General features: G+C 47.5%; 12 protein-coding genes. 1 reads left to right on the top strand and 11 read right to left on the bottom strand.

The features are described from left to right. Positions 1–248 precede the first annotated feature (248 nt). Complete coding sequence (locus tag GC130_RS06800; protein ID WP_151997525.1) at positions 249–2,870, top strand: ABC transporter permease; 2,622 nt, start codon at positions 249–251, stop codon at positions 2,868–2,870. A gap of 151 nt (positions 2,871–3,021) precedes the next feature. Here GC130_RS06800 and GC130_RS06795 read toward each other — a convergent pair whose 3' ends face one another. From GC130_RS06795 to GC130_RS06745, 11 genes are all read right to left on the bottom strand, one after another. Then, positions 3,022–3,243 (bottom strand): DUF4287 domain-containing protein, encoded by a 222-nt coding sequence (locus tag GC130_RS06795; protein ID WP_151997524.1) that lies wholly within the window; start codon positions 3,241–3,243, stop codon positions 3,022–3,024. 3 nt (positions 3,244–3,246) lie between these two features. Further along, positions 3,247–3,720, bottom strand: a complete 474-nt coding sequence (locus tag GC130_RS06790; protein WP_151997523.1) for a nucleotidyltransferase — start codon at positions 3,718–3,720, stop codon at positions 3,247–3,249. Continuing rightward, on the bottom strand, positions 3,717–3,947 hold the full coding sequence (locus GC130_RS06785) for a hypothetical protein (protein WP_151997522.1): 231 nt from the start codon (positions 3,945–3,947) through the stop codon (positions 3,717–3,719). The genes GC130_RS06790 and GC130_RS06785 overlap by 4 nt, the downstream gene beginning before the upstream one ends. Before the next feature lie 670 nt (positions 3,948–4,617). Next, positions 4,618–5,262 (bottom strand): hypothetical protein, encoded by a 645-nt coding sequence (locus GC130_RS06780; protein ID WP_151997521.1) that lies wholly within the window; start codon positions 5,260–5,262, stop codon positions 4,618–4,620. Positions 5,263–5,371: 109 nt separating this feature from the next. After that, positions 5,372–6,262: a glycosyltransferase family 2 protein gene (locus tag GC130_RS06775; RefSeq protein ID WP_151997520.1), complete on the bottom strand. Its 891-nt coding sequence runs from the start codon at positions 6,260–6,262 to the stop codon at positions 5,372–5,374. A 61-nt stretch (positions 6,263–6,323) separates the two neighbouring features. Next, on the bottom strand, positions 6,324–7,658 hold the full coding sequence (locus GC130_RS06770; RefSeq protein ID WP_151997519.1) for a lipopolysaccharide biosynthesis protein: 1,335 nt from the start codon (positions 7,656–7,658) through the stop codon (positions 6,324–6,326). Between the two features lie 23 nt (positions 7,659–7,681). Beyond that, positions 7,682–9,160 carry an O-antigen ligase gene (locus GC130_RS06765; RefSeq protein WP_151997518.1) on the bottom strand — a complete coding sequence of 493 codons (1,479 nt, stop codon included), beginning with the start codon at positions 9,158–9,160 and terminating at the stop codon, positions 7,682–7,684. A 36-nt stretch (positions 9,161–9,196) separates the two neighbouring features. Next, positions 9,197–10,414: a glycosyltransferase family 2 protein gene (locus tag GC130_RS06760; protein ID WP_193217793.1), complete on the bottom strand. Its 1,218-nt coding sequence runs from the start codon at positions 10,412–10,414 to the stop codon at positions 9,197–9,199. 14 nt (positions 10,415–10,428) lie between these two features. Beyond that, positions 10,429–12,567 carry a hypothetical protein gene (locus GC130_RS06755; RefSeq protein ID WP_151997516.1) on the bottom strand — a complete coding sequence of 713 codons (2,139 nt, stop codon included), beginning with the start codon at positions 12,565–12,567 and terminating at the stop codon, positions 10,429–10,431. A gap of 4 nt (positions 12,568–12,571) precedes the next feature. Next, complete coding sequence (locus GC130_RS06750) at positions 12,572–13,294, bottom strand: TolC family protein (protein WP_151997515.1); 723 nt, start codon at positions 13,292–13,294, stop codon at positions 12,572–12,574. 251 nt (positions 13,295–13,545) lie between these two features. Further along, positions 13,546–15,591, bottom strand: a complete 2,046-nt coding sequence (locus GC130_RS06745; protein ID WP_193217792.1) for an LruC domain-containing protein — start codon at positions 15,589–15,591, stop codon at positions 13,546–13,548. Between the last annotated feature and the right edge of the window lie 21 nt (positions 15,592–15,612).

The raw sequence follows: 15,612 nt of genomic DNA, 5'->3' as shown, positions 1-15,612 counted from the left end.
GCCCCTGAAGGGGCGTAATAAGAAAAGGATGGCGGTGGAGCCCCATCCTTGAGAAGTGTGAAAGCCCGGTGTGAAGACACAGCCGGGAACAAAATTGGTTACAAAAGAAATTCGCCAGGAGACTCATTGGCTTCGGCGGACAAGGAGGAGAGAGAAGACCGATGAGAACAAGCTTTGCGCCTTGACGTTTCCCCCTCACGGGGATTTGCGAGACACAAAAAAAATGAGCCTGCGGGAAAATAAAAAGCATGAAACAACAACAACCACCTAAATGGATCAATCGCCTGCTCGACTGGTATTGCAGTCAGCAGTACGCCAATGAAATCCGTGGCGATTTGCTCGAACTGTTCGACCGCTGGCTGGAGGAAAAAGGAGCGAGGAAGGCTAATTGGCTGTATGTAGTCAACGGGCTTATGTTCCTGAGGATGTACAACGCACGAATAAGGAAAACTCAAATAAAGACTAATCAAATGACTATGATCGCCCATTACCTCAAAATCGCTGGCCGCAACATGGCCAGGCAGAAGCTGTATACCATGGCCAATATTGTCGGATTGTCTGTCGGTATCGCCGTCAGCCTCATGATCTTCCTGCATGTCGACAAGGAGCTGAGCTACGAAAAGGCTTATCCGAAACATGATAATATCTACCGCCTGGCCGCCACCACCTGGGCCAAGTCGTCGCCTACTTTGGGTGAGGCCTTTGCAGCCTATATGCCGGAAGCAGATCAATTCTGCCGCTTTGCCGGACTGGGTGGGGAGCTGAATGTGATCAATGTGGACGAGAAATACATAGGCATCGACTATGCCTACTTCGCCGACCAGTCTGCCATTGGTATGTTCGACTATCAATTTGTCTTTGGTACCCCGGAAGGTGCCCTTTCCAGACCTGCCACCGCTTTACTTACCGAGTCGCTGGCAAGCAAGTTGTTTGGCTCTGAGAACCCTGTGGGGCAAACCATCACTCTCAACGAGGACTCGGAGTTTGAAGTGACCGGTGTGATCAAAGACTTGCCTGCCAATTCTCATATCAAAGCGGAGCTACTGGTATCCATGGCTACGTTTGAAAACGCCGTGAGCCCTGACTGGTACAATAGCAAGGGCTGGATGGCTCTTTACACCTATGTACTCTTTGACAATGAGCAGCAAGCACAAAGTGCCATGGCCAAAATGTTCGATTTCCAGGTCGACTACCGCCAGATTCCAGATGAAAGGCTGACGGAGGTGAAAGCAGGTGATTTTTTTTATGAGCTCATGCCACTCACCGACATCCACCTGCAGTCGAACAAAATTCAGGAAATGGGGCCAAATTCCAGTGCCACTTATATCTATATTTTTATCACGCTGGCCGTGTTCATTACTATCATCGCTTGCGTCAACTTCGTCAATATCTTCGTCACCATTTCTATGCGTCGCATCAAGGAGATAGGCATGCGCAAGGTGATGGGTGCCAAACGGGGACAGCTATTGCAGCAGTTCCTTGGAGAGAGCATGCTTACGTCGGCGCTGTCGGCGCTCGTAGCTTTGGTGCTTTGCGCTGTCGCCATGCCGTTTTACAATTCGCTGGCGGGCTCAGGCATTGAGGCCCTGCAACTGCTGGAGCTGAAATACCTGGCCTTTGTGGCGGGCATTGTGTTGCTGATTGGTCTGCTGGCGGGGGCGTATCCTGCGCTGGTTGTATCAGGCTTTACGGCAACAAAAGCCCTTTCCGCCAAGCGGGATGCCCGCACGAGCGGCGTGTCGGGTTTCCGCAAGGGATTGGTGGTGTTTCAGTTTGTACTGTCGCTGTTTATCATCATCAGCACGGTGGCGGTAACGGAGCAAATGAACTTTGTAAGAGACAAAGACCTGGGCTTTTCCGCCAGCCATGTGGTGGCGGTGAAAACCTACGGCAAAATGAAAGAGCAGCTGGTGGAAAACAGGGAGAGCCTGTTTGCCCGGCTGAAGGAAAATCCGGCCATTGAGGACGTAAGCCTGTCGTCGAACCTGATGGGTGATCAGCTCAGCGTGGAGGGTTTCCGCCTGGCCTCCATGGATCCGGATGCGGACTACCCATCGGTCAATGTTTTGCGGGTAGATGAGGGCTTTCTCAGCACCCTGGACATCGAGCTGCTGTCGGGGCGCACATTTCAGCCGAAAGCCGACACAGGGGGTGTTTACATCATCAACAAAAAGCTCGCTGACATGTGGGGTGTGGAAAACCCCGTGGGGGAGATGGCAGAGCAAGAGACAAGGAACGAAAGAGGACCAATCGTCGGTATGATTGGCGACATCAACTATTACTCCCTGCACAGGGAAGTAGAACCCCTGGTCATCGAATTTAAACCATGGTGGACAGGTTATATGCTGGTAGAAATCAACGCAGAGAACGTACCGCAGACCGTGGCCTACCTCGAAAACTTTGTGCAGGAGGTAGCACCTGCCAGTATCTTCCATTACCGCTTTCTGGACGATCGGATCAATGAGCTGTATAAGGAGGAGTACAGCATGTTCAAAATTTTCAGAGTGTTTTCGGTGCTGGCGATTATGATTTCATGCATTGGCCTGTTGGGATTGGCAGCCATTGAGGTACAGCGCCGTACCAAGGAGATAGGCATCCGCAAGGTGCTGGGAGCGAGCAATCAGGGCATTCTAGGGCTGCTGAGCCGGCAGTTTGTGGTGATGGTAGGTATTGCCATAGCCGTGACGGTACCCCTAAGCATCTACGCTGTGGGAGAGTGGCTGGCCAACTTCGAATACCATATCACACCGGGTGTGCTAACCTATCTGCTGCCATCGGTGTTCTTTGTGGTGCTGGCGTTTGCAATGGTGGGCATGCAGACAATGAGAGCTGCGACGGCCAATCCGTCGGATAGTTTGAGGTATGAATGAGAAAGTGAGAGAGTGAGGAGTTTGAAAGTGAAACGAGTTGGACAATCGGACAGTCAGACAGTCCGAGAGTCTGATACCTCCTGTAGTTGGACGTCTCCAAAAGTCTGATTTCTTAGATTGAAAAGGAAAGGGCCGGATGTCGGCCTTTTTCTTATTTCTTCGTTGGAGCCACCCAACCTTCCGATTTGAATACAGCCCATATCGCCATGGAGTGCCCGTGACCCAGGTCATAGCGCTGTTTCAGCCAGGCAACGAGCTCGGTGGCCTTCATATCGGGCGACAGCAGGCCTTCGCCTTCCAGCTGTTTCTTGAAGTCTTCTGGATTCTTGCCCGTTTTGCTTTTGATATTGTCGATGTATGCTTGAAATGACATGAGTTAGCTTTTCTTATTCTTTTGAATCTTTTGAAGCATTTCTATATCTGCCTGATCCTGAGGTCGTCCGGTATTCAATTTTGACAAGATCAGGTGGTTGAGGTGCAGAAAGGGAATCGTTATCTTACCCAAATTAGCTAATACTTTTTCTTTATTCGCCGTCTCGTAATCAACGAGGTTGATTTTGGTAAGAAAATCAATCCGCTCCGGTACTTCACCAATCTTAAAAAAAACTGTTTGAGCGAAATCTATTTCGTTGAGTTCTTCAAGAGAGTCCTCTTCGATGCCGCACGATCTGAGTGCCTGTAGCAGCCTGGCTTTATTTGCATTGTCGGGCTTCAGCCAAATGTCAATATCGCCGGTTGTTCTCGCATACCCGTGAAAAATGACTGAATAGCCGCCTATAATGATGAAATCTACCTCAGCCTTTGTAAGCTGTATGAGTAACTTTTGATGTGACTCTACAAAAAGATTCATTCGTTCCTGGTGATCTCAACCCTCGTAGCACGCCCCCTTTTCGAAAGCTGGGCCCTTGTGACCCCATAAGCCCTCAGTGTTAAGTCAACCGTGTTTTTGATTCGCTCATATGGAGAGGTCGCAGCCATTTCCTGGATGTCAGATTCGTTCATCTGTTCGAATGAATCCAGGATGGTGATTCGGGTTTTCTTTTGAGTAGAGGTTGATATTTCTTCTTTTGGAGACATTAGTCTTTCTTATTGCGGCTAATGATGATGACCTCAAATAACCTGCTGATCTCTTTGCAACGCAATTTAAGGTTTTGAATGGATGTTTGGTTAAAACGATGGGTTAATTATGGATTCGCTGAGGTATGAGTAGCACGGCGTGAGGGTAAATCCAGGGACAATCCCGCCTACGCTAAAGCTTAGTCAGACGACCCACCTTCGCTAAAGCTTCGGCAATATTGTGTATCCTTGGTGTCTTCGTGCCTTTGTGGCCATGAAGCCCTGCTCTTAAGGGGTTGGCAATGGTGAAGATAAAACGGATATCGGTAAAAAGCGGATCAACCGGAAAATCTGGGAAATTACACTTTAAGCCCAAAATCCCGAGTAGTCATAAAAAAGCAAAAGGTCCAAGCCTATCCGACTGGAGAAGCCCTGCCGGGCGGGACGCATTGAACCAGTTTTGCTTTTTTATTTAACCACAAACAAAACATTCAATCCCTAGAAATACAGATTGATCCTAAAAAGCCGGTGTCTGACGGCTCTTTCAGGGTGGCTATTTGGCCGTGCCGACACCTGACGAACCCAGTGTCGACGGCCTTGTACGGTGTTGCCATGTGATGTCTGAAATCAAAGCCCTGAAAGGGTGTAATGAGAAAAGGATGGCGGTGCAGCCCCATCCTGCCAAGGCCTTTCAATCCCTGATCCAAACCAAATTTACGGGCGTGCGGCTTTCTTTAGTGGCCACTTCTTTGAACCGGCTCATCATTTTCATAGGCCCGTCAATAGTGAAAGTGTCTTCCAGCATTGAGGGAAAATGGGTGGGATTGGTATGATAGGTATAAGTCACATGGGTGGAGAGCTCCCCATTTTTGGAAAAGCTCCATTCCCGTTCAGGTACATTTACCCTGGTCATAGAGGTAGCTTCTTTTTCGCCTGGCGATGACCGGAGGTTCACCGTGACCGTGTTGAAGTCGGGCGTATGGTTGAAAGTGGCCCTTGTCACCATGTCTCTGTTAGGAATCGGCCACGGCAAATCGATCACTTGATAGAATACAAGCGACTTTTCGTGGTGGTACCTCACAAGCTCGCTGCTCTTCATTCCATCCATGAAGTCGGTATGAAATTCAGTATTATACAGGATGTTGACGCATGTTTTAACGCTGGCTGGCACGGTAAAGGTTGCCATGAAGTTTCTGAGGGTATCACACCTCTCATTTGACTCATAAAGCGTGATGCCATTGAGCTCCTCCAGCACTGTCCACTTAGGCTGCGAACGGCAGTTAAAACCAAACAGAAAAAATACAGTAAGCAGGGAATAAAAAAAGTATCTCAACATTATATCTCAGCATTATATGTGAGCATTGCAGCATCAAGATACGAAATTCAAAATAAAAAAGGCACGCTCAAAATGAGGTGCCTTTTCCCTAAACCTACTCTAAAACCACTCAAAACATTTTCTTGTGTACTTTATTGGCATTCCAAAACTTTGGATAAAACCTGATCAGGTCCCACCACCAGATGAAAGTCAGGGCCAATCCCTGAAACATCAGCTTCGGTCTTTTCAGGTACTTAAACCTTGTTTTGAAGTAATACCATTGTGTCTTTACCATTACCTCCCAGTAGATGATTTGCCAGGGTGAGGTGCCTCTGTTTTTCCGGTAGCTTTCGGGGTCTTTATAAAACAGTCGGAATTCACTCTCCATGATCTTCATCCTTTTGGAAACCTTCGTGAAGGTATCCATGCGGGGTGGGTGATATACAAGCATATCAGCGCAGAATCCAATCTCTCCGTTTTTCTGTATTCTCCAGGCCAGGTCAGCGTCTTCGTTGTGCGGAAAAGGAAATTCCGTATCGAATCCGCCAATGGCGTCAAGAGCACTCTTTAGGTAGGCAGCGTTACAAGTAGGAACGCTTTTGTTGCCCTCCGTATTATCTATCTGGTGAGTAAGAGGTGTGATTTTGTCCTTGTCAGTAAAAGTGCTTCCCTGCAAGCCCACTATGTTGCTATTCTTAAATTGAGCATCAATCGTACATAACCAGTTTTGGGAAGGGATGCAGTCGTCGTCAGTGAAGGCAATTATTTTTCCTTTTGCATACTGAATCCCCAGATTTCTTGCAGCAGCCGGCCCCTGATTTTGTTGATTGAAGAACCGTAGGCCGATGGTACCGAAAACAGCGTACTCCTCGAGCAATTCAGCCGTTCCGTCGGTGGAGCCATCGTTGATCACAATTACCTCGTAAGAAAGATGGCAGAAGTCCTGGCGGCTAAGAGCATCCAGGGTTTCTTTTAGAGAATCCTTTCTGTTGTATGTCGCAATTATTACTGAAATATCCATAGCTAAAATCTTTTATGTCTTAGAGTGAAGGCGGCGTATTCAACAGTTGTTATTAGCTTCTTCATTTGATCACCTCCGCCGCTTTTAATGGAGTTTCTGGCTTTTTCATTAGCCCCAGCACTTTTCCGGTACTTCTCAAGTAGACACCAGGAATTTTTGCAAATGTGGAAACGATGCTGATGTCAGCCTCTTTTTTGAGTATTGTGCCAATCCAGATAAATCCTCCCAGCTCAGTAATGGCCATAGAAAGCGGGGCTCCCATCAGGCCCATGTTGCTCATGAGCAAGTAGCCAATGCCGATATTCAATATGCTGTTAACCAGCACAATGCGGAATGCCATTTGAGGTTTTCCCATGGCAGTCACCATGCTTCCAAAGGCTGCGCCAAAAGGCGTTATGATGGTAGCCAGCAGAAGGTAAATGGCTAGTATGGACCAGGATTGTCTGTATTCTGGACCACTCACCAATTCCAGAATAAAAGGCGATAAGAAAACGCCAGTTATTGCAAAAGGAATGGTGAAGGCCAGAAGCTGGGCAATAGAATCTTCGAATGTGTGTTTGGCTGCTTTCAGGTCGCCTTTGTTCACATGCATCACCAGGCTAGGGAAAAGAATAGACTGGAAGGCGTTGTTGGGCAAAAGAGCGATTTGGGAAAAGCGTTGCGACACACCCAGGAAAGCCGTTTGCTGCAGGCTTAACAGAGCACTTGAGTAAAACAAACTTATCCTTGAGGATACCGCCGAAGTAGCTTCCCGCAGCATAGCAAAAAGGCCAAAATGACGGATCAGCTTTAGGTTTTCCTTTGCCGTAGTGGCCCGCACTATTTGCCTGTATGGAAGGAAGAAAGAGGCGAAAATGCCACCCGCTATGCTCCCGGCTCCCATGGTGGGCACCAGGTAAATGACTTCCGCTTTGTTCAGGTAGAGTAGAACGAACAAAACGATAATGGTGCAAAGGTTAAGTAGATTAGTAATAAATATCTCTTTGATCTGCAATTGGCTTCTCAGGAAAAAAACCTGCCAGCGAAACCATGCATTCGGAACGGCATATAGTGGGTAGAAAAGCATAAACTTCCCCAGCGTAGTGCTCAGGAAAAAGCTTATCGCAACAATAATGAGGCTGGTGATGAGTTCGAAAGAAAGCATCACGGTCAGGTTGGTCTTTAGCGAGCTATGGGCTGAGCTACCAGTAATGCCAGCGGTGCTTTTCACCATGGCCGACTGAATGAGGGCATCTCTGAGGCTGCCTGCCATGGCAAATATGGCGATGAACAGGAACCAGGCTCCCGTGTCTTCGGTACTATACATCCGGGTGATGGCTGCGACCAGGCCTATGCCCAGGGCGAACTCAATCCCGTTGTTTAGTAGTGACCATATTTTGTTTCTGAATGAAATCATTAGCAAGTAAGCCTTTCATTGAATTATGATTCAAATTTAGCTTGCTCGGCCTGCTCTTTCTGGTCAAAATCGATGGATCGAAACATAATGGCGGCAAATAGCCAGAAAAGTACGCTCATTGGAAAAACGCCTACGACCTCCTGTCCCCATTCCACGACGAGTAGCGGGGCTATGGCGCAGATCATACCGGAAACAATCGCTTTGTAGCGTTTATTCTTCATTTTCCAGAAAAGGAAGGTGCCTTTTACGAGGATATTGTAATACACATTGAGAAAGAAAAGCAAGCCTATCCAGCCCAGCTCTACGGCCACACGGATCAAACCTGAGTCAGGGGGGAAGTTGGCCAGAAAGGTGCCGGGAGAGAAGCGTTGTCCCCAAACCCCCGTGGAGCCCAGGCCACCACCAATGGGGTGTTTAAGTATCCAGGGGAAGATAATTGCCTTGTTGCGTGCCCGGGTCTGGTAGGAGGCGTCCTCAGAAGCTTTGAAGGTGCTTTGTATGCGCTGGATGTGGTAGTTGTTGGTAGGCATTACGGCCACCGTTACCATCAGTGCACCGGCAAAAATTACTGAGTAGTAGAGTTTCTTGTTTCTTGAAAGCACCACCCACGCAAAGTAGAATATGGGAATGATGACATAGGCAGACCTGGTGCCGGAGTATACCATACCCATCAGGGTGGCAAGAAAGGTAGCCAAAAGAAAGAGCCTGGTGAATGTGCCTTTGAAGGCTGTGAGCAGTGCCACACAAAGCATGGAAATGAAAGCCATCAATATTCCAAACTGGGCGGGAGATCCAATACTGCCTATCGCTCTCCAGCGGCCGTAGTTAAAAACAAGGTGCATGACGTCGTGCCTAACCACGTAATTGTACTCCCAGCTAAAATAGCCGAAGTTGGCCTGCCAGATTCCCCAGCTGGCCGAAAACAATGAAAGCCCAAGGATGACAAACAGTAACCTGTACATCTTTTTGGGCGTGGTGAGCATGTCATAAGTAAGGAAAAACAGCATGAGATAACCCACGGCTGGCCTTATCACAAAGAACCAGGCTTGTCGTGAAGCCGCCATCGGATTGAATAGCTCAAAAACATTCATACCCGCCCATAGCAAAATAGAAATGCCGAACGGACTTGAAAAGGTACTCCAATCTTTGTTATAGGTGCTTCGGTAGAGCACACCCACCAGCATCGTAACGATCACCACGTCAAGCAAAATACCCATGGGAATGCCTTCAAAGAGCCTGTTGGGGATGCTGACAAAAAAGGCCAGCCCCAGCATGATATAGATGCCGATTTCCGTTTTCCAAAGGGCAGATACGCCAATTGGCAGTGCTACTACGACCACAATAATGCCTAAGGCCACGATAATGCCTTTCGCCACCATTAGTTGGGCAACGACGGGCACAAGACAAAGCCAGAGCACCCACTGCATCCATGGAGGAATACCTCCCTCACCCCGGATAAACCGGCCAAGAATAGTTCCTGAAGATGGAGAGAGGTTTTTCATTTATCTGGTATGAGTTGCCTCCTGAAAGGCAACTTCTTAAAGTTTGTGAGTTGTGTGGATAAACTTGCCCTGGTTTTCCTTCTTGACACTTTTTGCAGCATTGAAAAGGTTGTTGAAAGCCAATTTTGGAAGCTGAAGGCCATGCTTTAATGCGGTTCCCAGCACTTTCTGGCTAATGAGAAACAAAGCCACAGCCAGTCCAAGAACGACCGCCGATGCGGTAAACAATGGCAAGTGCAAAGGCCAGCTGCCAAAATAGGCATACCATCCGATTTCCAAAGCCGCCACCATTGGCGTGATCACCACCTGAATAGACCTTGGTGGCCTCCAAAGTGTGATGAGATAGTCGAAAGCTGCCAGTCTTCTTTGGGTGAATGCGGCTTTCAGTAGCGTTTTGCCATGATAAAGTGCATTGTAGTACTGCTCACCAAACCATCTCAGGCGCTGTGGGTTGTGTGCTTCAAGGGCCGAGGTCTTTTCCTCATAGAGCTCGCTGCTGGGCCAGTAGATGGTACGCACATCTCGCTTGTGGCTCAGCAGCTGTACCATGAAATTTTTATCGAAGCCAGGAGCCCTGGGATCCAGGCTGTTGATGGCCTCTGAAAACAGCTCAGCTTCAATTAACGCACCGCTGCCACTGATTTCGATCATAAGCCCCATATTTTGTTTCGCCTTGCGGAACATGGTATCGTTTAGCGCTTCCGTGGTATTGTCGAAGAAAGCAACCGAGTTGTTTACCGACAAAGACGATCGTTTGCCCTGTATGATATCGTAGCTATCGTAAAGTGATTCAGGAATATTGTTGAAATAGTCTTCGTCGAGCAGGTTGTCTTTGTCCACCAGCATAAGAAATTCAGGGCACCAGGTACCTTTGTCGCATTCGCAGTGAATAGTACTGGTAATGTGTCGCAGTGCATGCTGATAGGAATTGCCTCCCAGGTGTCCGAAGCTCTTCTCCTCGATAAAGAAGCCCTTTGATTTCACAAAATCGGCGTATTCGCTGTCAGCTTCCTGGAGCAATACATAAACGTGGATGTTCTTTCTTGCCTTGATAGCTGTTTCAATGGAGTTAAGTACTTCCTTGAAAATGGGGCCAGGCTTGTAGGCCGGTAGCACAAGCAGCAGGTGTGGGTTGGTCGGGTTTTTATTTTCTTCCATTGCCTTGGGGTTGGCATATCCCAATACGACGAGCGCCAGCCAGTAAAGGCTATAAAAGAGCAGGAAGAAGGCGATTGGGTACATTATAAACTGCATAGCTGTCATTATTTCTAAAAGTCTCTTGTTATCAATTTCTTGGTGATCCTCCTGATGAAGGTTCTTTTCTTGGGTATTTCACCCAGGTAGTCTTCCATGTTCTCAACATCTACTTTGTTGAGCAACGTACCCAGGAACTGCAACCTGGACTCCAATAGCATCTTCTCGACTCGCTGATCAACTTTGGTGATGATGCGATTAGCGCTGAATATGTATAGCACGTGTTTGGAGAGTTCCATCCAGAAGCCTGCCTCAGCGCTGATGTTGATAGGGGAGGTGATCAGCACGACGAGGTCGTTTTCGGTTTTCATCTTATCTAGCGACTCTACAATTTTGGTTCTGTTTTTTATTAAACCATTGTTTTCCACTAAGGGCTTGAAATCAATGAGAGACTCATAGGTGTTTTCGTTCATCCAGTCAGCGTCAACAAAGGCCACCTTTTTCCCAGAGCCTTCCAGCAGCGACTGAAGCTCCAGTGCGACGTAGTGTTTGCCTTCACCTGCCTGGCTGGAGGTTAGCATCAGTATGCCCTCATCGTCGAAGCATTTGCTCATGATCATTTGCAACAACTGTAGTATTTGTTGCTGATGTATGAGTTGAAGTGCTTTGGCTAGCTTTTTGTCTTTTTCCTTCGCTGTTATTCTTGGGAGGGCACCAATGACTGGCAGCGATGAACTTCTCTCAAATTTCTCCACACTGATGATGGATGCGTCGAGCAACTGAATGATAATGAACACAGCTGCCATTAGCACGAAAACTGCGATACCACCGGCTGCCACTATAACAGGCCTTTTTGAAGGCTCCGGCTTAGTGGGAAGATATGGAGGGTCAATCACCTCTATCATATTCTCACCAGAGCTTGACTCCATGGTTTGGGTCAGGTTGAGCTTGTTCAGCAACACCAGATACACGTTTTGTGCCGTGCTTATCTCTTGCTCCAATGCCACTATGGTGGACTCAAACGGAGCGAATTTTTTAGAATACCCGGTCACCCTTTGGATTTCATTTTCAATGATGCTCAACACGTCGGCATTGATTTCTGTGTCAAGGTCATAGTTGAGGTACTTGCTGGCCAACTCAAGCTGTATCCTGCTTGGGTCGTAGGGGCTCTTACCGGTCAGCTCTATGAGTTTCGCATTGATGGCTTTTCTTGTGGTTTCCACATTGCTTTTCACCTGCGCCAGGGCTACAGCATTGTTCTCTTCCAGACTAGTAGTAAGGACCTGACGGTTAAGCCTCTTCAGGTCTTCCTTTAGCTGCACAATTTCAGCGTTGGTAGTCAGATCAAGCGACAGAGCGTTACCTGCGGCCACAGTGCTCAGTACTTCTGACTTGCCTTTTGCTGAGGAGCTAACCTTGGCCATCAGGTTGGCCCGGGTGCCCTCCAGCTGCACCAGATACACCACTATGGCTTTGGTATGCTCGCCAAGGTTGATGATGCTGTTTTCTACTTTGAAGTTTTCGAGTTTCTTGATTTTTTCATCAAGATCTGCTTTTGCTTTGTTCACTAGCCCTTCAATCAAGTCCTTATGACTCTTGATTTTGTTTTTGGCAATCTCACGGTTTTCATCGATCAGGGCCTCAATAAACAGGTTAGCTATTATTTGTGTCTTTTCAGGGATATGCTCTGAGAGCTCAAACTTCATGAAGTTGCTGTCCATGATGCGGTACGACATCACAATATCCTTCAGTCTTTCAATCTGTAGCTGATGGAAGTCAAGGTAGCTGGCGATGAGCGTGTCAGGAAACTGCTTCGGACGAAGCTGCTCATTGTTATGCTCCATTTCATCGAGACGTTTCAGTACTTCCTCTTTGTTCGCAACAAGGTTTTCATTCCCAACGGAAAAAATATTTCCGCCTTCAAGACCTTTTCTTACTGCTTTGATCCTTACCCTTTCTATAGGTTTTTTTGACTTCAGCAGTTCCACAATGTTTTGGAATACCGTGTGGATTTGGTACTGCTTCATGTCCTCGTCTGTAAGACTGGTGCTTTTGCTTTCCTGTAGGTTGAGGTAGAGTTTCGCTTCTGTTTTGTAAGTCTTTTGGCCATTGGCCGTCATGTAGATGATCAACGCCATAGTTAGCCCAGGCACAAGCACAAGCTTAAGCCAGTGCTTCATTAATGTTCTGAGTATTGCTATTAGTTGGTCCATGGTTTTATTGTTCTGAAGTGGCAGATGCAGCTTCAGTATCTGAGATCATGATTGAAATTTGTCGGCGAATTTTCCTTACTGCCAGTTCAGATTTGAGGACTGCTTCCTGGGTGAGGTTCATTCCATTCTGAATAAGCAGCACTTCTTCCATGCCTGCCTCACCTTTTCTGAATCGCTCTGTTACCAGGGTCACCTGCTCACTTTGCGTTTGGTTGGCAGAGATTCTTAGCTGCGCAATGCCTAGTGCTTCCAGATAAGTGTAGAAAATGTCGATTACCTGGGAGCGAACAGCCTTTCGTTGATTTTTTAAGGAGTTTTCGGCTCGCACAATATTGTATTCCGCTTTTCTTATGTAGCTACCACGATTGATGAATTTTTCAGGGTCAATACTAAGCGTCACCCCAAGGTTGGGGAGTACCCCGGCTGTAGTTACCGACTGGTTTTGGCCATCTACTGAAGTGTTCAGCGAGAAAAAGTTGATGCCCATTCTGAAGGTAGAAAGCCACTTGTTTTTTTCCTGCTTCACATTTTCGTACTGCTGGGCGAGTTCGGCGTCAAAGCTTTTGAGGTAGTAAGAATTGACAAGTGCCAGATCGACCAGACTGTCGATCGCCGCTTCGTTAGTAAGAAGCACCTCAACCAGCTCGATTTCCCTAGCCACGTCAATCTCTTGCTGAGCGAAAACCGTCAGGGGTGAGAGCAAACATATAAAGATGAATAGGCGCATAACTAGTTTATTTGATAATACAAATCTATAGCACAGCACTCCCTGGACGGGATTTATTAGATGTTTGGAGGGGGTGAGCCGGTTAATGACAGAATCCGGCGATAATTGGAAATGGGGGAAAGTGGAGGAGGTGGACTACAAAAACAGGCGTAAGATCTTTTTGGCATCCTTTGCAGGGCTGTCGAAAGAGAAAGGGAAGCCAATAGCCTCCCTTTCACGCCATAAACCATGAATATTTAAAAAATGTATCTTTATTTCTTTTTGTAAAGCTTGCTCGTGTCCCGGTATCCCGGTTTGTCCATGTACCAGTCCATAAAGCTGAAGCCTGAGCTTCTGGCCCACTGGTTAAGGTTCAGGTAGCCCTCTCTCACGTCTCCACCTTCTACCGGGTAGTCGAAGGTCATAGGAAGGTTCATCGCCCATGGCAGCTCTTCTTTTGACCTGTAGTAGATGCCTCTGGAAGGATCCGAATTGTCATTTTCCGTTCCAAAATAGCTGTGATCAGCGAGGTCAGTTGGTTCATAGCCTGGCATGTGCACTTCACGTCCTCTTTCCTGATTGATGAACAGAAATGGGTTGTATGGCGCTGACCCCAACTCGGCAAAGGTAACAGGTCTTGTAAAGGTGACCAGATTTCGGATGGTGTCGGGAGCCACAAAGCTGTTGGCTTGTATGGTATTGATAATACCCGTGGTTGGAAAACCTCCATGAACCTTGTCTGACACAATAATTGTGGCTTTTGATTGGCCCTGTTCGGTGCCATTGGCACTTAGTGTAACAACTGAGCCATGAAGTTCGCTGCCGGTTACGCTTGCAACCAGGCTGGAAGCTATTTTGGTCGAAAACCCAAACCCATTCTGATAGCTTGCTCCAATGGCCTTGATCACAAATTCTGATTTCAGGTTAGTGATTTTATTGTTGGCGTCAGCGAATTGTGTGAACCGATAGTCTACTACAAAATCGTTGAAGTCGTAGTCGCCATAGCCAGGCCACCTGTCTTCGAAGGTAAAGGTGCCGTATGACTCCGATGAAGGATAGTCGTATTTATAGGCATACGCCGGGTCATCAGGAAACTCGTCGTAAACATTGCTGACACCATCTCCGTCGTCGTCGCCGGGCTTGTCGATGGGTTTCACATTTTCGGTGCTGATGGCTGTAATCGGATTGGAGGTGATATAGAAAACAGCGTCGTTGAAATCGTCGTCGCTTCCGGTTGCTCTATTCAAGTCTTCAAAACCAATGACAAAAAGCTCATTTTCCTCGTCATAAAGCGTGACAGTGTGTTGTTTCAATGAAGCATCAGCTTCAGGGTTGAGGCGGCTATGTGAGTAGTACCTGTTGGCGTTCTCTTTTATTGTAGAGGTTGAGCTATCGAATCCATCGGCTATCAGCACAAACCCAATAGACGTTCCTGAATTAAATGTTCCGAGGTGAATTTTGTCGCCGGACTTCAATGGCCCACCTGACCCGTGAAGAGAGGCATTTGGAAAGCCGATATAGAGTGTCTCGATGTCACTTGGCTCTGAGGGAGGATTGCCAGTGGGGTAAGTGTAAAAACCCAAAGTGTTTAAGAACCCTGCACCTTCAGTCACGAAGGTCATCCACACATCGGCCTCCGATGTCACATTGAGGTTGGTTTCTGTACCTTCAGCCAGATAACCGGGATGGTAGGATGGTACTGGCTGCCTTTCCGGCAGAGAAGCATTGATAAACTCTAGGGCTCTATGTTTAATTTTGTCTTTCTGAAGCAGATAGTCAGGCTTTCCATCCTTTCTAAAGGATCCTAGGGCTGTTAGTGTTGCTGCTGCCATTCTTCCACCTGAATTATCCACCGCAGTGCCATCCTGCACACTTTGATTCGGCACTAGTTCGTCCGCTAAATAATCAAAGTCATGCTCAAATCCGGCAACGGTCACCTGCCCGTTAAAGCGCTCGACGGGAATCACCAGGAAGTCAGGAAGGCCAAGGTAAGACAGTTCCATAACTACCTCTGTAAAGGTGTTGGGCATGCTGTACTCAGTTTCAAAATTGCCGGTTTGATCGGTAAAGCCCTTCAGGATGATCACTCCATTGTCGAGAGGCGACTTGTCCCAGAGCGTAATCTTAACTCCTTTATGCGGAGTGCCTTCCTCATCTGTTAGTTTGATGCGAATGGCCTTTGTAGTCACATTCGAAAAGTCCAGGTCGTAGCTGTTCGCTGACGAATTGCCTGGGCCACCGTCAAACTCTTTGACACAACCCGTCAGCAGGGTTGCTCCAAACAGAAAGGTAATTACATCGATACTTTTAATTCTCATAGCTTTAATTTTCATAAGGGT

The organism is Imperialibacter sp. EC-SDR9 (genome assembly GCF_902498805.1).
In the GTDB taxonomy this organism is placed as follows: Bacteria; Bacteroidota; Bacteroidia; order Cytophagales; family Cyclobacteriaceae; genus Imperialibacter.
This window is presented reverse-complemented; position numbering and strand designations above follow the sequence as displayed.